Origin of the sequence: Bradyrhizobium sp. ORS 285 (genome assembly GCF_900176205.1) — a bacterium.
Taxonomy (GTDB): Bacteria; Pseudomonadota; Alphaproteobacteria; order Rhizobiales; family Xanthobacteraceae; genus Bradyrhizobium.
The window spans coordinates 2,783,475-2,808,510 of record NZ_LT859959.1 but is presented as its reverse complement, the minus strand read 5'-3'; the positions used below and the strand labels follow the sequence as shown (position 1 = coordinate 2,808,510).

Sequence of the window (25,036 nt, the reverse complement as noted above, 5' to 3'; positions counted from 1 at the left end):
CAAGGCCGCGGCGCATCGTGCCCACCGTGGTCTCGGTTGACGCTGATGGTGGGCACGCTGCGCTTTGCCCACCCTACGATTTGAGCCACTTCAACGCGCCCTTCCCTGCCGCCACGCCGGTCGCGAACGAAGCCTGCAGCAGATAGCCGCCGGTCGGCGCCTCCCAGTCGAGCATCTCTCCCGCGGCGAAAACGCCGGGCAGTCGGCGCAGCATGAAATTGGCGTCGAGCTCATCACGCGCGATGCCGCCAGCGCTCGAGATGGCGCGGGTGAGGCCGGCGGTGCCTGTCAGCTCGATTGGGACCGCGTTGATCAGCGCCGCAAGGCGATCCGGCGACAGCGACGACAGAGACAGGCCTTGTATCTTTGCCGCCTCCTGCAGCAGACCGATCGCGATCGGCGACAATTGCAGTGCCTTGCGCAGCATGTTCGAGAACGACTGCTTGCCGCGCGGAGCCGAGAGCTTCTTGATCAGATCAGCGACGTCGACATCGGGCCGCAGCGCGACGTGCAGCGTCGCCTCGCCATGAACGGCGATCGCTTCGCGCAACTCGGCCGACAGCGCGTAGACGGCGCCCCCCTCAAGGCCGGTGCGCGTGATCACGGCTTCACCCCGCACGCTGCGCTCGCCGAACGACAGCGCGATGCCCTTCAGCGGCTGGCCCTCGAAGCGGTCGCGAAAGATGTCGGACCAGCCGACGGTGAAGCCGCAATTGGCTGGCCGCAGCGGCGCGATCGCAATGCCCTTGGCCGCTAGGATGGGCACCCAGCCGCCGTCTGAACCGAGGCGTGGCCAGCTCGCGCCGCCGAGGGCGAGCACGGCCGCATCGGCTGCAATGGTGTGCGGACCGTTTGGCGTGTCAAAGATAAGATGTCCTCGATCGTCCCAGCCGGTCCAGCGATGGCGCAGCTCGATGCGTACGCCCTGGACGTCGAGCCGGCGCAGCCAGGCGCGGAGCAGCGGCGAGGCTTTCATCGCAACCGGAAACACGCGGCCCGAGGAGCCGACGAAAGTCGGCTCGCCGAGCGCCTCGCACCAGTCGCGAAGTTGTTGCGGCGAAAACGCTCGAATGGCCGGCGCAAGCCATGGCGCGGCTTCGCGATAACGCGACAGGAATGCGGTCAGCTCTTCGCTATGGGTGAGATTGAGGCCGCCTCGCCCCGCCATCAGAAACTTGCGCGCCACCGACGGCATCGCGTCGTAGACGGTGACGCGGGCTCCGCCCTCAGCCAGCACCTCGGCGGCCATCAGCCCGGCCGGGCCGGCTCCGATGATGGCGATTTGCTTCGAAGATGACATGTCGCCAGTTTAGGCCGCGCCCATCTCAATGCAAAAGGTCGTCATGCCCGGGCTTGACCCGGGCATCCACGTCTGTCCAAGCGTTCTGTGCAAAGGCGATGGATGGCCGGGTCAAGCCCGGCCATGACGGCGGAGTGTGGGATGCCGGCTGTGCTTTACAGCTTGATCCCTAAGCGCGCCGCAGCTTGGCCGACATACTTCTGCGTCTGCTCGAACGCGCCCTGCAGCGCCCGCGCCTTCGACATGTCGCTGATCTCTTGGAAATGCGCGGCGACCGCATCCGGCGTCCATTCCTCCGGCGGCAAATTGATGCCCTCGCTCTCCAGGATCTTGATCACCGCGAACGAGCCGGCGCCGGCGCCCATGATCGTGCGGGTCGGGGCGTCCTCACTCAGGAGATACTCCACCGCCGGCGTGATCGATTCCGGCTTCATCAGCTGCAGCGCCTGCGGCGGCAGCAGTTCCTCGGTCATGCGGGTGGCCGCCGTCGGCGAGATGATGTTGACGCGGACGTTGGTCTTGCGGCCCTCCTCCGCCAGCACGTTCATCAGGCCGACCATGCCCGTCTTCGCCGCACCGTAATTGGCCTGGCCGAAATTGCCGAACAGGCCGGATGACGACGTCGTCAGCACGATGCGGCCGTAGTTGCTCTCGCGCATGCCGTTCCACACCGCCTTGCAGCAGTAGAAGCTGCCGACCAGATGCACGTCGAGCACCTTGGCGAAATCGGCCACTTCCATCTTGCCGAACGACTTGTCTCGGAGAATGCCGGCATTGGCGCACATGATGTCGACGCTGCCCCATTCCTTGGTGGCGCGCTCGACCATCGCGGTGACCTGCTCGAAATTCGAGACGTCCGCGCCGTCGGCCATGGCGGTGCCGCCGGCTTTGCGGATCTCCTCGACCACGGTCTCCGCCGCGGTCATCGAGCCGCCGGTGCCGTCACGCGCGCCGCCGAAATCATTGACCACGACCTTGGCGCCGCGGCTCGCCAGCCCCAGCGCGTGCGCGCGTCCGAGCCCATTGCCTGCGCCGGTGACGATGGCGACACGTCCGTCGAATCTGATTGCCATGATCCTGTTCCCTATCATTTGGGTCGTCATGCCCGGGCTCGCCCCGCCTGCGGGGCCGAAGCCCCTTCGGCGCGGCGAAGGCCCGGGCATCCATCCACTTCGAAAGACTGTCGGTCTGGATGGATCGCCGGGTCAAGCCCGGCGACGACGAGAAGTGGGGTGTGACGAAAATTGTTAGCTCAGATAGATGAGACCGATCCAGTCGGCGACCAGGGCGGGCTTGTCCTCGCCCTCGATCTCGACTGTGACGTTGGTGCGCGACTGCAACTCCCCAGGCTTGCGCAGCGTGGCTTCAGACAGAACGAAGCGGCCGCGCACGCGCTTGCCTGATTTGACCGGCGAGATGAAGCGCAGCTTGTCGAAGCCGTAATTGACGCCCATCGCCGTGCCCTCGATCGCCGGCATGACCTCGTAGGACATGACCGACAGCAGCGACATCGTGAGGAAGCCATGCGCGATGGTGGTGCCGAACGGCGTCGCCTTGGCCGCTTCCGGATCGACATGGATGAACTGATGATCCTCGATCACGTCGGCATAGGTATCGATGCGCTGCTGATCAAGCACGTGCCATGACGACACGCCGATCTCCTGGCCGACCATGGCCTGATAGCTTTGAAGCGAAATGGGCGGCTTCTTCCAGATCTTGTTCATGCGTTCCCTACACCTCGTGCCCGGACGGTCGTGTCTTCAGCTCCGGGAAGTCCTCTTCCTTGAATTCCGTGCCGCGCAGATGGTCCGTGCGATTGTCCTCGTGCTCCAGCCGGCGCAGCTGCACGCGGCGGATCTTGCCGGAGATCGTCTTCGGCAGCTCGCTGACCAGCTCAAGCCGGCGAATCCGCTTGAACGGCGCGAGCCGCGCCTGCAGGTGCTCGAAGATCGACAGCGCCGTCGCACGCGAGCGCTCCGCCCCTGACGTCAGCAGCACATAGGCCTTGGGGATCGCAAGCCGGATCGGATCCGGGCTCGGCACCACCGCGGCCTCGGCGACCGCCTCGTGCTCCAGCAGTACGCTCTCGAGCTCGAACGGCGAGATGCGGTAGTCGGAGGATTTGAATACGTCGTCGGAGCGGCCGACGAAGGTGAGATAGCCCTCCTCATCCCGGAACACGACGTCACCGGTGCGATAGCGCGTGCCGTCGGCACCCGTGAGCTTGCCGTCATCGCCCTGATAGCCCTGCATCAGACCGGCCGGCCGCTCACCCGTGAGCGCCAAGGTGATCTCGCCCTCGCTCGCGAGGTTGCCGTCGATGTCGGCGACCTCGACGCGATAGCCCGGCAGCGGGCGACCCATCGAGCCGATCTTCAGCTTCTGACCCGGCGAATTGCCGCAGATCGCTGCGGTCTCGGTCTGGCCGTAGCCGTCGCGGATGGTGAGACCCCACGCGGCGCGCACCTGGTCGATCACTTCCGGATTGAGCGGCTCGCCGGCGCCGCAGGCCTCGCGCAAGGACACCTTGAAGTCGGCGAGATGCTCCTGGATGAACAGCCGCCACACGGTCGGTGGCGCGCACAGCGTGGTCACGCCGCAGCGTTTGATGATCGCCAGCAGCCCCTTGGCATCGAAGCGCGGCTGATTGACAACGAACACGGTGGCACCCGCATTCCACGGCGAGAAGAAACAGCTCCAGGCGTGCTTGGCCCAGCCCGGCGAGGAGATGTTCAGATGCACGTCGCCCGGCTGCAGGCCGAGCCAGTACATCGTCGAGAGATGGCCGACCGGATAGCTGCGATGGCTGTGCCGCACCAGCTTCGGCTTGGCCGTCGTGCCCGATGTGAAATACAGCAGCATCGGATCATCCGGCTGCGTCGGACCATCCGGCGTGAATGCCTCAGCGGCCTCGGCCGCCTTTTCGAACGGCAGCCAATCGGATGATGTCGTCGTCCCCACGACGATGCGGACGAGATCATCCGCACCGACATCGGCAAACTTTGCGACCTGATCCTGCGCCGCGACGACCGCCTTCGCGCGGCCACGCTCCAGGCGATCGCGCAACTCATCGGTCGTCAGCAGCGTGGTCGCGGGGATCACGACTACGCCGAGCTTCATCGCCGCCAGCATCGTCTCCCACAGCGGCACGACATTGCCGAGCAAGAGCAGCAGATGATCGCCGCGCTTGAGCCCCTGCGCGCGCAAAAAATTTGCGACTTGATTAGAACGCCGCGACAGCGCCGTAAAGGACAGTTTCGTCTGGCGATCCTGCGCGGCGTCGAAGATCCACAGCGCGGTGCGCTCGCGGCTTTCGGGGTCCGACGCAAGCTCGGCATCGAACCAGTCGAGCGCCCAGTTGAACGGGACCGGATCGGGCCAGCGAAAACCCTTCACCGCGGCATCGTAGTCGGTGCGATGCGCCAAGAGAAACGCGCGTGCGTCCTTGAATGTCGTCATCAGGTGGTCCCGGCGAGCTTGCGGACGTGCTGAATGATGCCTGAGAAATCGACACCGCCATGGCCGGCGGCATCGAAGGCCTTGTAGATCTCCTGCGCGTGCTGACCGAGCGGCGTCGCCGCGCCGGCCGCCTTGGCGGCATCCTGCGACAGTGTGAGATCCTTCAGCATCAGCGCGGTCGCGAAGCCGGGCTTGTAGTCGTTGTTCGCAGGAGAGGCCGGCACCGGTCCCGGCACCGGGCAATAGGACGTCAACGACCAGCACTGGCCCGAGGAGGTCGAGGCGACGTCAAACAGCGCTTGATGCGAGAGGCCGAGCTTCTCGCCCAGCGCGAAGGCCTCGCCGACCGCGATCATCGAGATGCCCAGGATCATGTTGTTGCAGATCTTGGCCGCCTGCCCCGCGCCGGCGCCGCCGCAATGAACGATCTTCTTGCCCATTGTCTCCAGGATCGGCTTGGCCGCCGCGAACGCGCCATCCTCGCCGCCGCACATGAAGGTCAGCGTCGCCGCCTTGGCGCCACCGGTGCCGCCGGACACCGGCGCATCGACGGCGGCGATGCCATGCTTGGCAGCCAGCGCATGCGCCGATCGCGCGCTCTCGACATCGATGGTCGAGGAATCGATGATCAGCGCGCCCTTGCTCATCGTGGGCACGACCTCGTTCCACACCGCCAGCACATGCTTGCCGGCCGGCAGCATGGTGACGACGGCATCCGCCCCCTTCACCGCCGCCACCGCGCTGTCGGCGATCTCAGCGCCATCGGCCTTGGCCTGCGCGCGCGACGCCTCGACCAGATCGAACGCGACCACCTTGTGGCCGGCCTTGACGAGGTTGGCGGCCATCGGTCCGCCCATGTTGCCGAGGCCGATGAATGCGATCGTTGCCATGGTCCGTTCTCTCCCTCGACCTGCTTGTTATCTCGTTTGCGGAAATGTCAGCTCGTCGGCGCCGATTTCGGCGAGGTACGGCGCCAGCATCTCCGGCGTGACCCGATCGACCTCAGGCGGCGACCATTTTGGGTTGCGGTCCTTGTCGATGATCGCGGCACGCACGCCCTCGCGGAAATCGTCGCTGCGGAAGACTTCGAGCGCCGCGCGATACTCGCGCACCAAGCACTCCTGCAATGAGGTCGCTCCCCGCGCCAGGCGGAGCAGCTTCAGGGTCACGACCACGCCGCGCGGCGACTTCTCCTTGAGCGTCTTCAACGTCGCGCGCGCCAGCTCGGAGTCATCAGCTTCGAGGGCCGCGAAGATGTCGTGCATGCTGTCATGGGCGAACCAGGCATCGATCTTGGCCTGCCGCGCGGCGACGGGCCCGGCCGACTCCCCGGTGGCAAAACCTGCGATCAGCCGGTCGATCTCGGCCGACAATGTCCCGGGCCTGACATTGGTCAGGACCTCGCGCAGCGCCGGCCACTTTTCGGTCGGCACCACCGCATCCGCAAAACGGGCATGGATCGCGTCGGGCCCGTTCATGGTCTGCCCGGTCAAACCGAAATAGGCGCCGAGCTCGCCCGGCGCGCGTGACAGCAGCCAGGTGCCGCCGACATCGGGAAAGAAGCCGAGGCCGACCTCGGGCATCGCGAGCTTGGTCTTCTCGGTGACGATACGATGCCGGCCATGCGCAGACAGGCCGACGCCACCACCCATCACCAGCCCGTCCATGTAGGCGACATAGGGCTTGGGGAACGCGGCAATGCGCGCGTTCATGATGTATTCCTGGCGCCAGAACACCTTGCCCAGATCGCCGTTCGCCTTCGAGCTTTCGTAGAGCCCGCGGATGTCGCCGCCGGCACACAGGCCACGCTCGCCGGCGCCTTCGAGCACGACCACGGCAACGGCGGGATTCGCCTCGAACTGATCGAGCGCGGCGTCGATGCCCATCGACATCTCCAGGGTCATCGCGTTGATCGCCTTGGGACGGTTCAATCGGATGATGCCGGCCGAACCCTCGCGACGAACGATCAGGTCGCCCTCGAGCACCTCGTTCATCGCGCACCCTCGATCAGCTTGCGCGACACGATCAGGCGCATGATCTCGTTGGTCCCCTCCAGGATCTGGTGCACCCGCAAATCGCGCACGATCTTCTCGATGCCGTATTCGCTCAAATAGCCATAGCCGCCATGCAGCTGCAGCGCCTGGTTGGCGACCTCGAACCCGACATCGGTGCCGAAGCGCTTGGCCATCGCGCACAGCATCGTCGCGTCCGGATCCTTTCGATCCAGGGCCGCCGCTGCACGCCACAGAAAGGTGCGCGCAGCTTCCAGCTCGATCGCCATGTCGGCGATGCGGAATTGCAGCGCCTGGAATTCGTCGAGCCGCTTGCCGAACGCCTTGCGCTCTTTCGTGTAGGCCAGCGTCTTGTCGAGCGCCCCCTGCGCGCCGCCGAGCGAGCACGCCGCAATGTTGAGGCGACCGCCGTCGAGCCCGGCCATCGCGATCTTGAAGCCGATGCCCTCTTCGCCCAGGCGGTTGGCCACCGGCACGCGCGCGTTCTCGAAGATCACAGCGCGGGTCGGCTGCGCATTCCAGCCCATCTTGCGCTCATTGGCGCCGAACGACACGCCAGGGGTCTTGGCGTCGATCACGAGCGTCGAGATGCCGCCGGGACCATCGGCGCCGGTCCGCACCATGGCGACGAGGATGTCAGTCGCGCCGGCGCCGGAGATGAACTGCTTCTGGCCGTTGATCACGTAGTCGTCGCCGTCGCGCACCGCGCGCGTGCGCAACGCCGCCGCGTCGGAGCCGGCGCCCGGCTCGGTCAGGCAGTAGCTCGCGATCAGATCCATCGGGCAGAGCTTCGGCAGATACGCTTGGCGCTGCGCCTCGGTCCCGAAGGTGTCGATCATCCACGACGCCATGTTGTGGATGGAGATGAAGGCGGACACCGTCGGGCAGCCCGTCGCCAGTGCCTCGAAGATCAGCGCCGCATCGAGACGGGAGAGGCCCGAGCCGCCGACATCGTCACGGATGTAGATGCCGCCCATGCCGAGCGCGGCGGCCTCGCGCATCACGTCGACCGGAAAATGCTTCTCCTCGTCCCAGCGCAGCGCATGCGGGGCGATCTTCTCGGCTGCAAACGCGCGCGCCATGTCGCGCACCGCGATCTGATCCTCATCGAGAGCGAACTGCATTCGTTCTCCGCGTTTCCTGAAGGCTTGTTATTTTGGTCGGGTCGGCGCCGCACACCCCGTCATTGCGAGCGAAGCGAAGCAATCCAGGATCGTTCCGTGGACACAGTCTGGATTGCTTCGTCGCTCCGCTCCTCGCAATGACGACGAGGACGACGCAATGGGAGCCCTCACGGGCTCCCATTCAACTTACTTCATCAGCGGGATTGAGAACTCCGCACCTTCCTTGACGCCGGACGGCCAGCGCGAGGTCACCGTCTTGGTCTTGGTGTAGAAGCGGATCGAATCCGGGCCGTGCTGGTTGAGATCGCCGAAGCCCGACTTCTTCCAGCCGCCGAAGGTGTAGTAGGCGATCGGCACCGGGATCGGCACGTTGATGCCGACCATGCCGACATTGACCTTCGCCGCGAAGTCGCGCGCGGCGTCGCCGTCGCGGGTGAAGATCGCAACGCCATTGCCGTAATCATGATCCGACGGCAGCGCCAGCGCTTCCGTGTAATCCTTGGCGCGCACGACCGACAGCACGGGACCGAAGATCTCTTCCTTGTAGATCCGCATGTCCTTGGTGACGTTGTCGAACAGACAGCCGCCCATGTAGAAGCCGTTCTCGTAGCCCTGCATCTTGAAGCCGCGGCCATCGACGGCGAGCGTCGCGCCTTCCTTGACGCCGATGTCGACATAGTTCTTGACGCGCTCGACCGCCTCGCGGGTCACCAGCGGACCGAAATCCGCCGACGGATCGACAGAGGTGCCGATCTTCAGGGCTTCGACACGCGGGATCAGCTTGTCCATCAGCCGATCCGCGGTGGTCTTGCCGACGGGCACCGCGACCGACACCGCCATGCAGCGCTCGCCGGCGGAGCCGTAGCCCGCGCCGATCAGCGCATCGACCGCCTGGTCGAGATCGGCGTCGGGCATGATGATGGCGTGATTCTTGGCGCCACCGAAGCACTGGCAGCGCTTGCCGTACGCGGCGGCGCGCTCATAGATGTACTGGGCGATCGGCGACGAGCCGACGAAGCCGACCGCCATGATATCCGGATCCTCGAGGATGGCGTCGACCGCTTCCTTGTCGCCGTTGACGACGTTGAGGATGCCCGCCGGCAGGCCGGCCTCGATCATCAGCTCTGCGAGCTTCATCGGCACGCCAGGATCGCGCTCTGACGGCTTGAGGATGAAGGCATTGCCGCAGGCGATGGCGGGCGCGAACTTCCACATCGGAATCATCGCCGGGAAATTGAACGGCGTGATACCGGCAACGACACCGAGCGGCTGGCGCATCGAATAGATGTCGATCCCGGGGCCCGCGCCCTCGGTGTACTCGCCCTTCATCAAATGCGGAATGCCGCAGGCGAACTCGACGACCTCAAGGCCGCGCTGGATGTCCCCCTTGGCGTCCGGAATGGTCTTGCCGTGCTCGCGCGCCAACAGCTCGGCGAGTTGGTCGTAATCGCGCTGCGCGAGTTCCAGAAACTTCATCATGACGCGCGCACGGCGCTGCGGGTTGGTCGCGGCCCAGGCGGGCTGCGCGGCCTTGGCGTTCTCCACAGCCGCACGAAGCTCGGCGCGCGAGGCCAGCGCGACCTTGGCTTGGACATCACCGGTCATCGGCTCGAAGACATCAGCCGTCCGTCCGGACGTACCTTTGACCTCTTTGCCGCCAATGAAATGACCGATCGAACGCATGGGGTATCCTCCGCAGGGGGTAAGCAGTGCCGATTTGGCCGGCATCTTGCAGTCTTTGCGGCGTTTGGGAAGGGTCTAAGCGCTGACCGGCGCTGCGAAATTGCCGCCCCTTCGCTCCCGCGGCAGGCCGTCCATCCCGCTGATCGTCCGAAGGCTCAGCGCTTAACGCCGGCCACCTTTTTCAGCGGCCTTTTTAAGGGCGCCCGCGCCGAGGTCTTCGCCGCTGCCCCGTCACCATTGGCAACCGCCAGCGCCACCTCGCGACCGGAGTTCAGGATCTCCTCGGATAATTCGCCGCTGCCGGTAATGCGCGCCATGACGATGGTCCCCATCAGGGTGGCGAGCATCGCGGAGGCCCGCTTGTGTGCGGTCTTGCGCGGCACATCGGCGATATAATCGGCGAACAGGTCGATCAGCTCTTCCAGCTTCGCTGCGAAGGCTTTGCGAGTCTTGGCGCTCTCGCGCGCGATTTCGGCCCCGAGAGCGGGAACCGCACAGCCATGGCCGGGATCGTCCCGATGTTCGGTCGACAAATAGCCGTCGACGATGGCGGCGAGCCGCTTTTGCGGCGGCAATTCGTCCAAGAGCTTGCGCCAGCGCTCCACCGACCGATCGATCGCATAACCGAACGCCTCGACGACCAGCGCATCGCGCGATTCGAAATGAGCGTAGAAGCCGCCATGCGTGAGCCCGGCCTCTTTCATCAGATCGGCAACACCGACGCCGTGAGCGCCCTTCTCCCGTAGCCGCACCGACGCCTTGCGCACGATTCGCGCGTGGGTTTCCGCCTTGTGTTCCGGAGAGTAGCGCATTGCCGTCCCATTGAATGTCCGAGGTCATACAATAGCAGCTCTGCGCCCTGCTCGCTGCAGCTATTTGATGAATTCGAGTTGATCTAAATCAACTTCGCTGGCCTGATTTATTCCCGCGACTTCCACCCAACACCCCAGACGAGGCCGGCCATGGATATGCTCAATTCTCACTGCGGCGTGAGTCGCGACGCCCGCGGCGTGGTGCGGCTCACGATCTGCAATGCCGGCTCGCTGAACATTGTCGGGTCGGCGGCCATCCTTGGCATACAAGCCGGACTGCAATCACTCGCCTCCGACGACAGCATTCGTGCGCTCGTACTGGCTGGCGAAAGTGAGAAGAGCATGATCGGCGGCGCGGACATCAAGGAGATGGCGAGGCTCGATCAAGCCTCAGCGGAGGCGTTCATCACGCGACTGGCCGGACTATGTGAAGCGGTGCGAAATTTCCCGGCACCCGTGATCGCGCGTATGCCTGGCTGGTGCCTCGGCGGTGGCCTGGAAGTCGCGGCAGCGTGTGATATCCGCGTCGCGGCACATGATGCGAAGTTCGGCATGCCGGAGGTGCGCGTCGGCATTCCCTCGGTCATTCATGCCGCGCTGCTGCCGCGACTGATCGGCTGGGGCCGTACGCGATGGCTCGTGATGACCGCCGAGACGATCGACGCCCCGACCGCGCTCGCCTGGGGCCTGGTCGATTCGATCGCCGCGCAAGGCGAGCTCGATGCGGCAGTCGAGAAGATCATTGCTTCGCTGCTCGCCTGCGGACCCGAAGCACTGCGGGCGCAGAAGGCCCTGCTGCGGCAATGGGAGGACCTGCCGCTGAAGGAGTCGATCGAGGTGTCGATCGGCGCCTTCGGACGATCGTTCCTGACCGACGAGCCCAAGCGGCTGATGCAGCACTTCATCGATCGCAAGCGCTAGAGCGCAATTTTTGCCAAGTTTCCGGCTGTAGCTTCCGGCAAATCCCGCTGACCTGTTCACTACAAGTTCCCCGGGATCGCCGATTTGCATTTTCGAGCCACCGTTATATGATGACCATAATCTTAATCCAGGGAGCCCGTCATGGCCTCGTCAGATCCCGTCGTGATCCTGTCCGCCGCCCGCACCCCGCTCGGCCGTTTCATGGGCGAATTGTCGCCGCTGCGTGCGCATGAGCTCGGCGCTCACGTGATCAAGTCGGCGCTCGACCGTGCGGCCGTCCCTGCCGACGCGGTGAGCGAAGTGTTCATGGGCAATGTGCTGCCGGCCGGTCAGGGCCAGGCCCCCGCACGACAGGCCGCGCGCGGCGCAGGTCTGCCGGATGCGACCGGCGCCACCACGATCAACAAGGTGTGCGGCTCCGGCATGAAGGCGACGATGCTGGCGCACGACATCATCCGCGCCGGCTCGGCCGACATCGTCGTGTCCGGTGGCATGGAGAGCATGAGCAATGCGCCCTATCTGCTGGCCAAGGCGCGCGGCGGCTATCGTGCCGGCCACGATCGCATTCTCGACCACATGATGCTGGACGGGCTGGAAGACGCTTACGACACCGGGCGCTCGATGGGTGACTTTGGCGAGGCAACTGCCGAGGCCTATCAGTTCACCCGCGCCGATCAGGATGCCTATGCGGTGGAAACCCTGACCCGCGCGCGCAAGGCGGTCGAGAGCGGCGCTTTCACGGCCGAGATCGCGCCGATCACGCTGACGGAAAAATCCGGCCCTCGCGTGATTGCCAATGACGAGCATCCGCTCAAGGTCGATCCGGCAAAGATCCCGGCGCTCAAGCCGGCGTTCCGCAAGGACGGCACGATCACGCCGGCGGCGTCCTCGGCCAATGCGGACGGCGCAGCAGCGCTCGTGCTGGGGACGCGATCGCGCGCCGAGCGCGACGGGCTGCCCGTGCTCGCTGAGATCAAGGGGCACGCCACGCACAGCCAGGAGCCACAATGGTTCACGACGGCGCCGATCCCGGCGATCCGCAAGCTGCTCGAGAAGATTGGCTGGCAGGTCGAGGACGTTGACCTGTTCGAGATCAACGAGGCGTTTGCTGTCGTCGCCATGGCGGCGCAGCGCGATCTCGGGATCCCCCGTGATAGGCTCAACGTCAATGGCGGCGCCTGCGCGCTCGGCCACCCGATCGGGGCCACCGGGGCACGGCTGATGGTGACGCTGCTGCATGCGATGCAGGCCCGTGGGTTGAAGCGCGGCGTCGCCGCGCTGTGCATCGGCGGCGGTGAGGCCACGGCGATCGCGCTCGAACGGCCCTGATGTCCGAAAGCGAGGGATCTTTGCCATTCACGCCACCCGCGCTGTCTGCCAGACTGGCGCTGTTTCCCAGCCTCACGAGACCCGCATGATCTCCAATCAGCTCGCAGCAGCCCTCGGACGGCGCAACATCCACTATGGCTGGGTGATGGTCGCCGTGACCTTCTTCACGGCGCTGGTCTCGGCCGGCACGGTCGGCGCCCCCGGCGTATTCATCGTGCCCTTGCAGCAGGAATTTGGCTGGAGCACCGCGGAGATCTCCTCGGCGCTGTCGATCCGCTTCGTGCTGTTCGGGCTGATGGCGCCGTTCGCGGCCGCCCTGCTCAACCGCTACGGCCTGCGCAACATCACGCTGCTGGCGCAGTTGATCGTGGTCTCGGCGCTGCTCGCCTCGCTCGCGATGACCCAGGTCTGGCACCTCGTGCTGCTGTGGGGCGTCGTGATCGGCCTGGGCACCGGCATGACTGCGCTCGTGCTCGGCGCGACCATCGCCACGCGCTGGTTCGTCGCGCGGCGCGGCCTCGTCGTCGGCATCCTCACCGCCAGCGTCGCCACCGGACAGCTGGTGTTCCTGCCGCTGCTCGCCAGCCTGACCGAACGGCTGGGTTGGCGCACCGCGCTTGCGCTGGTCTGCTGCGCCCTTGCCGTCTCGGCCACGGCCGTCCTGCTCTTGATGCGCGACCGCCCGAGCGATCTCGGTTTGCGCCCCTTCGGCGACAAGGGCACCGAGCCGATCGCGGCCCCGCCTCCGGTCAGCACGTCGATCTTCGCCACCGCGCTCGGCACCCTGCGTGATGCAGTGCGGGTGCCGGTGTTCTGGATGTTGTTCGCGACCTTCTTCATCTGCGGGGCCTCGACCAACGGGCTCGTGCAGGTGCACCTGATTCCGATGTGCCTCGACTTCGGCATCCCCCAGGTGCAGGCCGCGAGCCTCCTCGCCGCGATGGGCATGTTCGACTTCGTCGGCACGATCGTTTCGGGCTGGCTGTCGGACCGCTATGACAATCGCTGGCTGTTGTTCTGGTACTATGGCCTGCGTGGTCTCTCTCTCCTGTTTCTCCCCTTCACCGACTTCTCTTTCTATGGCCTGTCGCTGTTCGCGATGTTCTACGGCCTCGACTGGATCGCAACCGTGCCGCCAACGGTGCGGCTGACGGCGCAGCGGTTCGGGCCGGAGCGCGCCAACCTGGTGTTCGGCTGGGTGTTCGCCGGACATCAGCTCGGCGCCGGCACTGCCGCGTTCGGCGCCGGCCTGTCACGCACCCTGCTGCAGAGCTATCTGCCGGCATTCTTCATGGCCGGCGCGCTCTGCATGGTCGCCGCGCTGCTGGCGCTGGCGATCGCGCGGCAGGCCAAGCCTGCCGCGGCGTAACACTCATCACGGCCGCGTCGTCATCGCGGTCGGCGGCCCTGGCGTACGCAGCGGCTCGGCAAGGCGCGCGAACTCGCAGAGGAGTGAGCGCGTCTTGCGGGGATCGATGATCTCCTCGACCCAGAACTTCTCGGCCGAGCGGAACGGCGAGCGCAGCTTGGTCAGCCGCTCCTCGATCTCCTTCAGCTTGGCCTTCGGATCCGCCGCCGCATCGATCTCGGCGCGATACGCCGCCTCGATGCCGCCTTCGAGCGGCAGCGAGCCCCAATGGGCGGACGGCCAGGCGTAGCGCATCGAGAACCGGTCGGCCGGCTGGTGCACCACCCCGGCGACGCCGAAATTGTTGCGCACGATGACCGTGCACCACGGCACCGTCGACTGGTTGACCGCCGCCATCGCGCGCACGCCATGGCGGATGGTCGCCGCCTTCTCGGCGTCGAGGCCGACCATGAAGCCGGGGCAATCCATCAGATAGACGATGGGCAGATGGAACGTCTCGGCGAAGTCGACCCAGCGGATCACCTTCTGACAGGCGTCCGCCGTCCATGAGCCGCCGAAGTGATAGGGATCGCTCGCCAGCACCATCACCGCGCGGCCTTCGAGGCGCGCGAGACCAACGATCAGCGGGCGGCCGTAGTTCTGCGCCACCTCGAAGAACGAGCCGCTGTCGACGACGGACTCGATGATCGGCCGCATCTTGTAGACGCGGCGGCGATCGCGCGGCACGGCGCTGATCAGTTGCTCGTCGCTGCGCTGCGGATCGTCGGTGCAGGGCAAGGTCGGCGGCAGCTCATACACCGAGGACGGCAGATAGGACAGGAAGCGACGCGCGCAGGCGAACGCCTCCGCCTCGGTGTCGACGGCATGATCGACGCCGCCGGCCTTGGTCTGGATGTCGGCGCCGCCGAGCTCCATCTTGCCGAGGTCCTGACCGAGCCGCTTCACGACCGGTGGGCCGGCGACGAACATCGCCGATTGCCGCGTCATCACCGAATAGTGGCTCGCCGCGAGCCGGGCCGCGCCAAGGCCTGCCACCGAGCCGAGCCCGAGGCCGACCACCGGCACCAGCGACATGTTCTCGGTCGTGTAGCGGTACCAGCGATTGCCGCCGATGCCGCCGGGCAGATTGGCCGCACCCTTGGTCTCGATCGTCTTGACCGAGCCGCCGCCGCCAGATCCTTCGATGATGCGGATGATGGGCAGACGGAAGTCGTGCGCCATCTCCTCCGCCATCAGCGGCTTGGCCGCGATCGAGGCATCGGCCGAGCCGCCGCGGACGGTGAAATCGTCGCCGACCACCACGACGGTGCGGCCGTCGACGCGGGCGCGCCCGAACACGCAGTTCGCGGGCGTCACATGCGTGAGCTCGCCCTGCTCGTCATATTCGCCGAGACCGGCGACGGCGCCGATCTCGTGGAAGCTGCCGGGATCGACGACGCCGTCGATGCGCTCGCGGACGGTGAGGCGGCCCTGGTCGTGCTGACGCTTGACCTTGTCAGGCCCGCCCATCTCCCGCGCGAAGGCTTCGCGCCGGGCCAATTCCTCGAGCTCCGGCTGCCAACTCATTCGTTCCCCCTGCCCCGGTGATGGTCTTCTTATGATTGGTCTTCGTCGTCACCTGGAGCGGCTTCCTCTCCATCCGGCTGTTGAAGACATCGGCTTCCGCGCCCTGCAGCAGGGCTGCGATGTTGCGGCCGAGCTCGCGCATCGGCTGCGCCACCTCGTCGTGCAGGCGCTGCTCGTCATACATCGCCGACAGCAAGCCGATCGTCAGCACGACATTGGTCTGGTACTGCGGCGACCACACCGGCAGCGCAAGGCCGTTGATATGCGGGCTCCAGAGGCCGCAGGCCACTACGTAGCCATGCTCCTTCAGGAACTGCCTGTTGTGCTCGAGGCGCGGCCGCAAGAGATTCGCCGCATCCGGCATCTCGCGCTCCATCTCGGCCAGCAGCGCGTCGCCGACCTCCGGCTCCAGCGCAGCGACATAGGCGTGCCCCGCGGCCGTCGAGGCCATCGAGATGCGGCTGCCGGTGGTCTCGTGCAGACCGAGCGCATTCGCGGCGCGGCCGAACTCCAGATAGACCAGATGAAACTGATCGGGGATGACGAACCCGACCGTGCCCGGCAACTGCTCGGCGACGTCCTGCAGGCGCTGGCGGATCAGATTGCGCAGCTGCAAGCCCCGCGTCATCGACGTGCTCATCGCCACCGCGCTGGGGCCGATGCGATACTTCTGATCGCGCGGCAGATAGACCAGCTGGCCCATGCGCGTCAGCGTGTGCGTCAGCCGCGACACCGTCGACCGCGGCAGGCCGCAGCGGTTGGAGATTTCCAGATTGCCGAGTCGCGAATCGTGCCCCTCGAAACAACGAAGCACGTCGAACGCCCGCGACACCACCTGAATGACCTCGCCCTCGCCCGCGAGATCTCCGGGCAGCATGCCCACCCTGCTCAATCGCTCAGACCGTCGTCCCATGCGCGTTCCACTCAATTCCGTTATGCGGAATTAAATTCCGCTTACAGGACAAGCTAGCCCAGGCTTTTTGCCCCCACAACACAAGAGCGTTTCTAAAACCCATCGTTCTTCAGCGTGTTGGCACAAGACGCGACCTCTCAGCGCAATTCCGGATGGCATGCCAGGAGCCGCGCGCGGGGACGGTGTTGCAGCACCGCATAGCCGCCGCCCGGACAGCGGACATCGCGCGGATTTCCGCGAGTCGGGCCCAGCCCGCGGGTCCAGACGAGCGCTCAATCCCTGGGCAGCGGCAACATTTCACCAGTGCTGCCCCAACTGTGGGCTGGCTGCCCCAACGCCGCTGCGACATAACCGGCGCGCCGTCCGTCTTCCCGCCGAGCCATCATGACCACCGACACTCCGCGCCCCCACCGCAATCCGCAGCATTGGGCGTCCGCCGCGATGCCGCCGTTGCAGCGCTTCCTTTCGGCGTGCCACGCCGACTTCTGGCCTGATCACGACGGCGCGGTCGCGAACTACATCCCCGAGCTCGGCAAGGCGGACCCTTCGCATTTCGGCATCAGCCTCGCGACGCTCGACGGCCATGTCTACGAGGTCGGCGACAGCCGCGTGCCGTTCACGATCCAGTCGATGTCCAAGCCGTTCGTGTTCGCGCTTGCGCTCGACATCCTCGGCTCCGACGAGGTTGAACGCGTCATCGGCGTCGAGCCCTCCGGCGATCCCTTCAACTCGATCCGGCTCAACGCCGAGAACCATCCGTTCAATGCCATGGTCAATGCCGGCGCGATCGCGTGCAGCGGCCTGGTGCGCAAGGCGCGGCACGCCGATGCCTTCGAGACCATCCGCGACGCGCTCGGCCGCTTCGCCGGCCGCAAGCTCGATGTCGACGATGCGGTGTTCGCCTCGGAAGCGGCGACCGGCGATCGCAACCGCGCCATCGCCTATCTCCTGCGCACCTCCAACGTGATCAGCGAGCCCGTCGACGACGTGCTCGCCGTCTACTTCCGGCAGTGCGCCGTGCTGGTCACCGCGCGCGATTGCGCGGTCATGGCGGCGACGCTCGCCAATCGCGGCGTCAACCCGGTGACCGGCGAGCAGGTCGTGACGCCCTATGCGGTCTCGCGCACGCTCTCGGTGATGACGTCGTCGGGCATGTATGATTTCGCCGGCGAATGGATCTACCGCGTCGGCATTCCCGCCAAGAGCGGCGTCGGCGGCGGCATCCTGGCGAGCCTGCCGGCCCGGCTCGGCCTCGGCAGCTACTCGCCGCGGCTCGACGGCCATGGCAACAGCGTGCGCGGCATCAAGGTCTGCGAGGCGCTGTCGGCGCATTACGGCCTGCACATGCTGAACCGCTCCGACGACGCGCGCACCACGATCATCGCCGACTACGACATCGGCGCCAATCCGTCGCGGCGCAGCCGCCGTGCCCAGGAGCGCGAGATCCTGTCGGCGCATCCGGACGCCGTGCGCGTGCTCGAACTGGTCGGCACGCTGTCGCTGTCGAATGTCGACTACGTCTCCCGCCAGTTGGCGGCGAGCGAGCGTCCGCAATTCGTGATCTTCGACCTCCACCGCGTCACCGCGATGACACCGGCCGGCCTGCGCCTGCTCGCCGAGCTGTTTCATGAACTGGCGGACTTCCACGTCACCGTCGTGCTCTCGGGAATCCGCCGGACCTCGCCGGAGTGGCAGGAGATCACCGCGCGCACCGGCGACATCCGGAACGTGCGCGACTTCTATCTGCTGGACACCGCGATCGAATGGGCGGAGGACCAGATCGTCTACCGCTATGGCGGCGCGATCGATTTCCTCGAGACCACCGAGCTCGCCGAGCAGCCGCTGCTCGCCGGCCTCTCCGCCGACGAACGCCATGAGATGGCGGCGCTGGCGACGATCAGGCACTATCAGCAGAGCGAGCGCATCATCGGCTCCGGCGAACGGGCGGCGTCGCTGTTCTTCCTCCGCTCCGGCGTCGTCCACGTCACTTTGCCCGATGGCATTCGGCTGGCGACACTGACCGCGGGGCAATGCTTCGGCGAGATGGCGCTGCTCGAACCGACACGTTCCGCAGACGTCACCGCCGATTTCTCCGCGACGGCCTTCGAGATCGGTCTCGATGATTTCGAGCGCTTCCGTGCGCGGCATCCACGCGCTGGCGAGCGCATCATGCGCAATCTCGCACAGCTGCTCGCGGAGCGTCTGACGATCGCGAACGCGCGGCTCAATTTGCTTGCAGCCGATTGAGACTGTCATCGGAGTGTCGCATGTCGTCGGCGCACCCAAATACTTAAGGTTGCAATTCACAGCAGCTCATAGCCTTCAGGCGATATTTCTCATCACTCGTAATTGTACGGGCTCGCCTAAACGTTACCGGGAGTCGGTCGCAGGACAACCATAAGCGAGCCCAATTCGCGCCGCATTACCCGACGATGTTCTGAACCGTCGATGAACGCCGAGTGGGGACTCGCGAAGCGGACATCGCAATGGGGTGTTCCGAGTAAAATTCCAGCCGCCGTCGCGTGTGTATTTGCGCAACGGAAAGTCGTGTCCAGTCCAGGGAGGAAACGGCATGAAGGAAGCCACTAAGAGGGCAACATCGGAGGCACTCGCGCACATGCTGGCCGTGACGTCGATGATCGTCATCGCCAGCGTCCTGTTCTACGGGCGATGAAGGGCTGTCTGGAGGTTCTGCGTCGCAGTTGCTTCATCGCCCGTAGGTGGGAATGTGGGCTCGATTGCTCATGCGAACGACCGAGTAGAGTTGCGTTTGAGTTAGTAAGCGTAGCGTAGAGTATTGCGTCAATCGCGCGGCGATCCGGGTCGGGACGAATGTGTTGTGCGTATCGTCCCGCCTCGGCCGCCCGCGGTCGGCCTTTTCCGATTCCGCTCGTGTGATCCGCCGTCATGGCGCTTTCCCGAAGTAAGGCACGGTGCCACCGGCGAAGCTGACGAAGCGTGCGTTGACCGTGTCGCCGATCGCAAGATCGTGGTCACCGTGGGCCATCATCCGAAAGCCTTCGCGCATATCCACCAGCACGAGGTTGTAGGGCACATGCGCGCGCGTCTCCGGCGTCGCGGCGCGGCACACCAGTGACGCCGCGTAGATGGTGCCCTCGCCGCTCGCTACGTGATCCGTCAGCGCAAGCGAGCCGCAAGCCGCGCAAAACTCGCGGCGGAAATACTGCACATGGGCGCAGCAGGCGCAGCGCTGATAGCTGATCGCCGCCACGCCTCTGGTCCAGTCGGCTGATTCGCTCATCGTACTCGCTCCCAGAACATGCTGACATGCGATGACAGCACGCCGCCGTCACCGTGCAGCAAGGTCAGCGCGGCATCGCGCACCTGGCGGCGGCCGGCCCGCCCCGTCATCTGCAGATGCGCCTCGTTGAGATGCGCCATGGCGCCGCCGACGCCGCAATGGCCGTAGCTCAGGAGGCCACCATGGGTGTTGAGCGGCACGGCACCGTCACGGCTGAAATGGCCGTCCCGCACGCGCGCCGCGGCCTCACCACGGCCGGCAAGGCCGAGGTCTTCGAGCAGCATGCACAGCGTGATGGTGAAGCTGTCATAGACGGCGGCGTAGTCGACATCGGCGATCGCGACGCCGGCGGCCGCCTTGGCCTTCTGGATCGCGATCTCGGCACCGAGCTCGCTCAGAGCCGGCGCCGCCGTGACGTGCTGATGGGTATGAGCCTGAGCGCAGCCGCGCACGCGCACCGCGGTCGCCCCGGTCGGCTCGCGGCTGACGATGATGGCGGCGCCGCCGTCCGAGACGGGGCAGCAGTCGAGCAGCTTCAGCGGTTTCGCCACCGGCTTCGACGCCATGACGTCGGCGACGGTGATCGATTCGTGAAACTGTGCGCCGGGATGATCGAGCGCATGCTCGCGCATCAGCACGGCGAACTCGGCGAGATCCTGCTCGGTCACGCCATATTCGTGCATGTAGCGCGAGGCGACGAGGCCGTAATAGGCAGGGATCGTCGGGCCAAGTGGCAGCTCGTAGTCGGGATGCCCCACTTGCGCCAGCGCCTGGATCGAGGCGTCGCGGCTCTGCCCTGTGAGCCGGTTCTCGCCGGCGACGACGAGCATGTTTTTGACGACGCCGGCCTCGACGAGGTGATGTGCCAGCATCACCATCGCCATCCCTGTCGCACCACCGACCTGCACCGCGTGCGCATAAGACGGTGTGATGCCGAAATGCTCGGCGAACACGGTCGCGAGCATGATATGGGGCGACACCGTCGAATAGCCGCACAGGATGCCGTCGATGTCGCGGCGCGTGAGCTCGGCATCGTCGAGCGCGAGCTGCGCCGCCGTGCTCATCAGGTCGAGCGAGGAGCGGCCGTCGTGGCGGCCGAACGAGGTCAGGCCGGTGCCGGTGATGTAGGTCATGGCCGCAGCCCTCGCTGCGCTCCCTTTCCCTTTGCGGGAAAGGCTATCATGCATGATGCCTGACGTAACTCGCTCGTCTGTTTCCACGTCGTCCTGGCCGGGCTTGTCCCGGCCATCCACGTCGGCCGGCGTGCTCGGAAGGACGTGGATGCCCGGGACAAGCCCGGGCATGACGGAGCAACCAATTGGCGGGGGTTCCTGCTGCGATGGTCGCATTTCGTCGAATGCGACAGCCTTGAATTTGCGGGAAAGGGTCGAGCGTTGCCACACGACCAGTCTTCGTGGGGTACCCCTCTCCCTGCCCCTCCCCCACAAGGGGGGAGGGAATGCAGGCATCGTGCGTCCCTCACGGCTGAGTCGTTGATCATCTCGAAACCGGCTCGTCTGAATGCGACATCTCAATACGACTTCGGCATGCCGAGCACCTTCTCGGCGATGAAGGACAGAATTAGTTGCGGGCTGATCGGCGCGATGCGCGGGATCAGCGACTCACGCAGGTATCGCTCGACGTGATACTCGCGGGCGTAGCCGAAGCCGCCATGGGTCATCACCGCCTGCTCGCAGGCGTGGAAGCCGGCTTCAGCCGCGAGATATTTCGCGGCATTCGCGGCGGGGCCGCAGGCCATGCCCTGGTCGTATTGCCAGCCGGCCTGCAGCACCATCAGCCAGGCGGCTTCGAGCTCCATCCAGTTCTTCGCCAGTGGATGCTGGATGCCTTGATTTTGGCCGATCGGCCGATTGAACACGTTGCGCGTCCGCGCATAGGCTGACGCACGCGACAGCGCGAGATGGCCGAGCCCGACCGCTTCGGCGGCGATCAGGATGCGCTCGGGGTTCATGCCGTGCAGGATGTAGTCGAAGCCCCGCCCCTCCTCGCCGAGGCGGTCCTCGACCGGGATCTCGAAATCCTCGAAGAACAGCTCGTTCGAGTCGACCGGCTTGCGGCCCATCTTCTCGATCTCGTGAACCTTGATGCGGCTGCGGTCGAAGTCGGTGTAGAACAGGCTCAGCCCGTGGGTCGGCCGCTTGACCTCCTCCAGCGGCGTGGTGCGCGCCAGCAGCAGGATTTTTTCGGCGACCTGTGCGGTCGAGATCCACACCTTCTGCCCGTTGACGACGTAGCGGTCGCCCTTGCGCACGGCGCGGGTCTTCAGCTGCGTTGTGTTGAGGCCGGTGTTCGGCTCGGTGACCGCGAAGCAGGCTTTCTCACTACCGTCGACGATGCCGGGCAGCATCCGCGCGCACTGCTCCTTGCTGCCGAACACGACGACCGGATTGAGCCCAAACACGTTCATGTGGATCGCCGAGGCGCCGCTCATGCCGGCGCCGGATTCCGCGATCGTGCGCATCATGATCGCGGCATCGAGAATGCCGAGGCCGGAGCCGCCATATTCCTCGGGGATGCAGATGCCGAGCCAGCCGGCCTCCGCCAGCGCCTTGTGGAAGTCGGCGGGGAAGCCGCCCTCTTTATCCTTCTTCAGCCAATAGGCGTCGTCGAAACGGACGCAGATTTTTGCCACGGCGTCGCGGATCGATTCCTGATTTGCCGAGAGTGCGAAATCCATGCGCTCACTCCTTCGCAGGCGGCGGCGTGGTCGCGCCGTCACGGATCATCGCGGCGATCTCGTCGGACGAAAAACCGAGTTCGCGCAGGATCTCGTCACCATGCTCGTTGGGCCGTCCCGCGAGACGCTGCGGCTCGGCCTTGGTCTCGGACCAGGTCGCGGACACGCGGGTGCTGCGGATCGGGCCTTCGGTCGGGTGATTCACGACGGGAAAGAAATCGGTCGCGACGAGGTGCGGATCATGCAGCAAGCTTTCGAGGTCGTGCATCGGCATGACCGGGATGTCGGCTTCGTTCAGCAGCGCGGTCCATTCAGCTGTGGTCCGAGTCTGGAAGATGCGCGCCAGCTCGGCGTAGACCACGTCGATGTTGGCGGCGCGATGCGCAAAGGTGTTGAAGCGATCGTCGGCGCGCAGGTCGGAGCGGCCGGACGCGGTGAAGAACGCGTCCCATTGCTTGTCGTTGTAGACGATGACGCAGATGTGGCCGTCGGCGGTCTTGTAGGGCCGGCGGTCCTGCGACAGGTGCCGCGCATAGCCGCCTTTGTCCAGCGGCGGCTCATAGGTGAGGCCGCCCATGTGATCGCCCATGATGAAGGCCGACATGGTCTCGAACATCGGCACGTCCAGGCGCTGGCCGCGGCCGGTGCGGTCGCGATGCACGAGGCTCGCGCAGATCGCGCCGACAGCCGTCAGGCCGACGATGCGGTCGACCAGCGCGTTCGGCACGTAGCGCGGGGTGCCGTCGCCGGCCACCGCCATCAGGTGCGACAGCGCCGCCCCGCCCTGGATCAGGTCGTCATAGGCGGGCTTGGCCGCATACGGTCCGTCCTGGCCGAAGCCGAATACCCCGGCATAGACGAGGCGCGGATTGAGCGCGGAGATGACGTCATAGCCGAGGTTAAGTCGCACCATCGCCTGAGGACGTATGTTGTAGAGCAGGACGTCGGCGTCCTTGACCATCCGCAGGACGGCCTCGCGGCCGGCCGGCTTCTTGAGGTCGAGGCAGATCACCCGCTTGCTGCGGTTGGTGTTGAGGGTCACCGGGCCCATGCCGGGATGACGTGAGGGTCCGATTTTCCGGGTCACGTCGCCCTCCGGCGACTCCACCTTGATGACATCGGCGCCGTAGTCGCCGAGCGTCTGGGCGGCATACGGCCCCATCAGCACGGTGGTCATGTCGATGACCTTGATGCCCGCAAGCGGTCCCATCGCGGCGTCAGCTCCCTCGTTCGTTGTTATCGACAGAGCTAACGGCACAGCCGGTTCCGGGGCAAGCGGCTGCGCACGTATGGGGCCATGCGCAAGACTGCGCCATGGCCACATTCCGTCGCGCGGATCACGATCGGACGAGCGCCGTTGCGGCGCACCAGATTGTTCCGCGCCAACACCTGCATTCTGCGATTCCCTTCCGCCGCGCAGTTGTGTCAGCATGGCCGTCCAACATCCAAAAACATTGAGGGAGAACGCTGTCATGACGCTGTATCAGGGCAAATGCTTCTGCGGCACGGTCGAGCTCGAGGCCGATGGCGAGCCGGAGGCGATGGGCTACTGCCACTGCTCGTCCTGCCGCTCCTGGTCGGCCGGTCCGGTCAACGCCTTCACCTTGTGGAAGCCGACCAATGTGCGGGTGACCAAGGGCGCGGAGGCGATCGGCACCTATCACAAGACCGACATGAGCCACCGCAAATACTGCACCAAGTGCGGCGGGCACCTGATGACCGACCATCCGCCGCTCGGCATGATCGATGTCTATGCGGCGACGATTCCGACGTTGAAGTTCACGCCGGGCGTGCACGTCAACTACGCGGAGAGCGTCTTGCCGATCAAAGACGGCCTGCCGAAGCTGAAGGATTTTCCGGCCGAGTTCGGCGGCTCCGGCGAAATGATGCCGGAGTGAGTCGAGGTTCGCATTCGACGGGCGGACAAGCATCACCGGCCTCGCGACAGGATCTGTCCGAGCTGTGCTGATCGATGTGGCCCTCTGTTCAACAGAGGGCGCAGGGAAGGCCGGGTGCCGACTGGCACCCGTGGCCCCCGTGCGAAAGAAAAGCACGGGGAGAGAACCACAGGTTCAGCCGGACCGACCCGGCCTTCCCTGCGCGGTGGTCTTCACGCTTACTTCACGCTCTCCTCGGTGCACCGGCTTTTGGCCACCGTCGCCGTTGGGATCATCATCACCCGCCGGCTTGGCATCAGCATCGGGATGCCGGGACCACGCGACTTCGCGTCCGCGCCACATCGTTCGTCCGCGCAGACAAGCTACGCTGCGACATGTCGCGGCCACCGCCTCCCTGCCTCAACGTTCGTGACGATCGCGAAGCGCCCCTCGTGGCGAAGCAGGATGGCGGGAGTAAAGCACGATTTCCGATAAATGGAAAGATAATTATTTTTTACGGCAGGACTGGACAGGGCAAATCAGCTTGAGCCTGCGGGCGAATTCTGGCCGCTGGCGCAGGCTATGATCGCGCCTTAACAGGAGCGGCACACCTGCGAACATGCGACGCGTCGCCGGGAGCCCCTGAGGTGAAGGACGAGGCCTCACCCTCGAGACGCCCGCCTTCGGCGGTCTCCTCAGGGTGAGGGGAAG

The 25,036-nt window shown here is 65.7% G+C and carries 20 protein-coding genes; 5 read left to right on the top strand and 15 right to left on the bottom strand.

What is annotated here, in order from left to right; all coding sequences use genetic code 11:
• Nucleotides 1-73: 73 nt before the first annotated feature.
• The 9 genes from BRAD285_RS12700 to BRAD285_RS12660 form a co-directional block, all read right to left on the bottom strand.
• Entirely contained in the window at nt 74-1,300 is a 1,227-nt protein-coding gene (locus BRAD285_RS12700; protein ID WP_006610868.1) for a TIGR03862 family flavoprotein, read from the bottom strand.
• Between the two features lie 155 nt (nt 1,301-1,455).
• Nucleotides 1,456-2,373 carry an SDR family NAD(P)-dependent oxidoreductase gene (locus BRAD285_RS12695; RefSeq protein ID WP_006610867.1) on the bottom strand — a complete coding sequence of 306 codons (918 nt, stop codon included), beginning with the start codon at nt 2,371-2,373 and terminating at the stop codon, nt 1,456-1,458.
• Between the two features lie 174 nt (nt 2,374-2,547).
• Complete coding sequence (locus BRAD285_RS12690; RefSeq protein WP_006610866.1) at nt 2,548-3,024, bottom strand: MaoC family dehydratase; 477 nt, start codon at nt 3,022-3,024, stop codon at nt 2,548-2,550.
• Between the two features lie 7 nt (nt 3,025-3,031).
• Entirely contained in the window at nt 3,032-4,759 is a 1,728-nt protein-coding gene (locus BRAD285_RS12685) for an AMP-binding protein (RefSeq protein WP_006610865.1), read from the bottom strand.
• Complete coding sequence (mmsB, locus tag BRAD285_RS12680) at nt 4,759-5,649, bottom strand: 3-hydroxyisobutyrate dehydrogenase (RefSeq protein WP_006610864.1); 891 nt, start codon at nt 5,647-5,649, stop codon at nt 4,759-4,761. Before mmsB ends, BRAD285_RS12685 begins: the two co-directional genes overlap by 1 nt.
• Nucleotides 5,650-5,676: 27 nt before the next feature.
• On the bottom strand, nt 5,677-6,753 hold the full coding sequence (locus BRAD285_RS12675) for an enoyl-CoA hydratase/isomerase family protein (protein WP_006610863.1): 1,077 nt from the start codon (nt 6,751-6,753) through the stop codon (nt 5,677-5,679).
• The gene (locus BRAD285_RS12670) at nt 6,750-7,895 is read right to left on the bottom strand and encodes an isobutyryl-CoA dehydrogenase (RefSeq protein WP_006610862.1); all 1,146 of its coding nucleotides are present in this window, start codon (nt 7,893-7,895) and stop codon (nt 6,750-6,752) included. The genes BRAD285_RS12675 and BRAD285_RS12670 overlap by 4 nt, the downstream gene beginning before the upstream one ends.
• Before the next feature lie 186 nt (nt 7,896-8,081).
• Nucleotides 8,082-9,578 carry a CoA-acylating methylmalonate-semialdehyde dehydrogenase gene (locus BRAD285_RS12665; protein WP_006610861.1) on the bottom strand — a complete coding sequence of 499 codons (1,497 nt, stop codon included), beginning with the start codon at nt 9,576-9,578 and terminating at the stop codon, nt 8,082-8,084.
• A 155-nt stretch (nt 9,579-9,733) separates the two neighbouring features.
• Nucleotides 9,734-10,390 (bottom strand): TetR/AcrR family transcriptional regulator, encoded by a 657-nt coding sequence (locus tag BRAD285_RS12660; protein WP_006610860.1) that lies wholly within the window; start codon nt 10,388-10,390, stop codon nt 9,734-9,736.
• Nucleotides 10,391-10,540: 150 nt separating this feature from the next.
• Here BRAD285_RS12660 and BRAD285_RS12655 point away from each other — a divergent pair, with 150 nt between their 5' ends.
• The 3 genes from BRAD285_RS12655 (at nt 10,541) to BRAD285_RS12645 (ending at nt 14,009) form a co-directional block, all read left to right on the top strand.
• On the top strand, nt 10,541-11,311 hold the full coding sequence (locus BRAD285_RS12655) for an enoyl-CoA hydratase (protein WP_006610859.1): 771 nt from the start codon (nt 10,541-10,543) through the stop codon (nt 11,309-11,311).
• Between the two features lie 141 nt (nt 11,312-11,452).
• A complete protein-coding gene (locus BRAD285_RS12650; RefSeq protein ID WP_006610858.1) occupies nt 11,453-12,640 on the top strand; it encodes an acetyl-CoA C-acyltransferase in 1,188 nt (395 codons plus the stop codon).
• A gap of 85 nt (nt 12,641-12,725) precedes the next feature.
• The gene (locus BRAD285_RS12645) at nt 12,726-14,009 is read left to right on the top strand and encodes an MFS transporter (RefSeq protein WP_006610857.1); all 1,284 of its coding nucleotides are present in this window, start codon (nt 12,726-12,728) and stop codon (nt 14,007-14,009) included.
• Between the two features lie 6 nt (nt 14,010-14,015).
• Here BRAD285_RS12645 and BRAD285_RS12640 read toward each other — a convergent pair whose 3' ends face one another.
• Both BRAD285_RS12640 and BRAD285_RS12635 read right to left on the bottom strand, forming a co-directional pair.
• The gene (locus tag BRAD285_RS12640; protein ID WP_006610856.1) at nt 14,016-15,575 is read right to left on the bottom strand and encodes an acyl-CoA carboxylase subunit beta; all 1,560 of its coding nucleotides are present in this window, start codon (nt 15,573-15,575) and stop codon (nt 14,016-14,018) included.
• Nucleotides 15,505-16,488, bottom strand: coding sequence for an IclR family transcriptional regulator (locus BRAD285_RS12635; protein ID WP_006610855.1), 984 nt, complete (start codon nt 16,486-16,488; stop codon nt 15,505-15,507). The genes BRAD285_RS12640 and BRAD285_RS12635 overlap by 71 nt, the downstream gene beginning before the upstream one ends.
• 384 nt (nt 16,489-16,872) lie before the next feature.
• On the opposite strand from BRAD285_RS12635, the gene glsA reads away from it, so the two are divergent.
• Nucleotides 16,873-18,735 carry a glutaminase A gene (glsA, locus tag BRAD285_RS12630; RefSeq protein WP_006610854.1) on the top strand — a complete coding sequence of 621 codons (1,863 nt, stop codon included), beginning with the start codon at nt 16,873-16,875 and terminating at the stop codon, nt 18,733-18,735.
• 658 nt (nt 18,736-19,393) lie between these two features.
• Here the strand turns inward: glsA and BRAD285_RS12625 are convergent.
• From BRAD285_RS12625 to BRAD285_RS12610, 4 genes are all read right to left on the bottom strand, one after another.
• On the bottom strand, nt 19,394-19,750 hold the full coding sequence (locus tag BRAD285_RS12625) for a Zn-ribbon domain-containing OB-fold protein (RefSeq protein ID WP_006610852.1): 357 nt from the start codon (nt 19,748-19,750) through the stop codon (nt 19,394-19,396).
• Nucleotides 19,747-20,883 carry a thiolase family protein gene (locus tag BRAD285_RS12620; RefSeq protein WP_006610851.1) on the bottom strand — a complete coding sequence of 379 codons (1,137 nt, stop codon included), beginning with the start codon at nt 20,881-20,883 and terminating at the stop codon, nt 19,747-19,749. The genes BRAD285_RS12625 and BRAD285_RS12620 overlap by 4 nt, the downstream gene beginning before the upstream one ends.
• Before the next feature lie 398 nt (nt 20,884-21,281).
• Nucleotides 21,282-22,448: an acyl-CoA dehydrogenase family protein gene (locus BRAD285_RS12615; RefSeq protein ID WP_006610850.1), complete on the bottom strand. Its 1,167-nt coding sequence runs from the start codon at nt 22,446-22,448 to the stop codon at nt 21,282-21,284.
• A 4-nt stretch (nt 22,449-22,452) separates the two neighbouring features.
• A complete protein-coding gene (locus BRAD285_RS12610; RefSeq protein WP_006610849.1) occupies nt 22,453-23,658 on the bottom strand; it encodes a CaiB/BaiF CoA-transferase family protein in 1,206 nt (401 codons plus the stop codon).
• Nucleotides 23,659-23,920: 262 nt separating this feature from the next.
• Between BRAD285_RS12610 and BRAD285_RS12605 the strand changes: the two genes are divergently transcribed.
• Nucleotides 23,921-24,346 (top strand): GFA family protein, encoded by a 426-nt coding sequence (locus BRAD285_RS12605; RefSeq protein ID WP_006610848.1) that lies wholly within the window; start codon nt 23,921-23,923, stop codon nt 24,344-24,346.
• Nucleotides 24,347-25,036 lie beyond the last annotated feature (690 nt).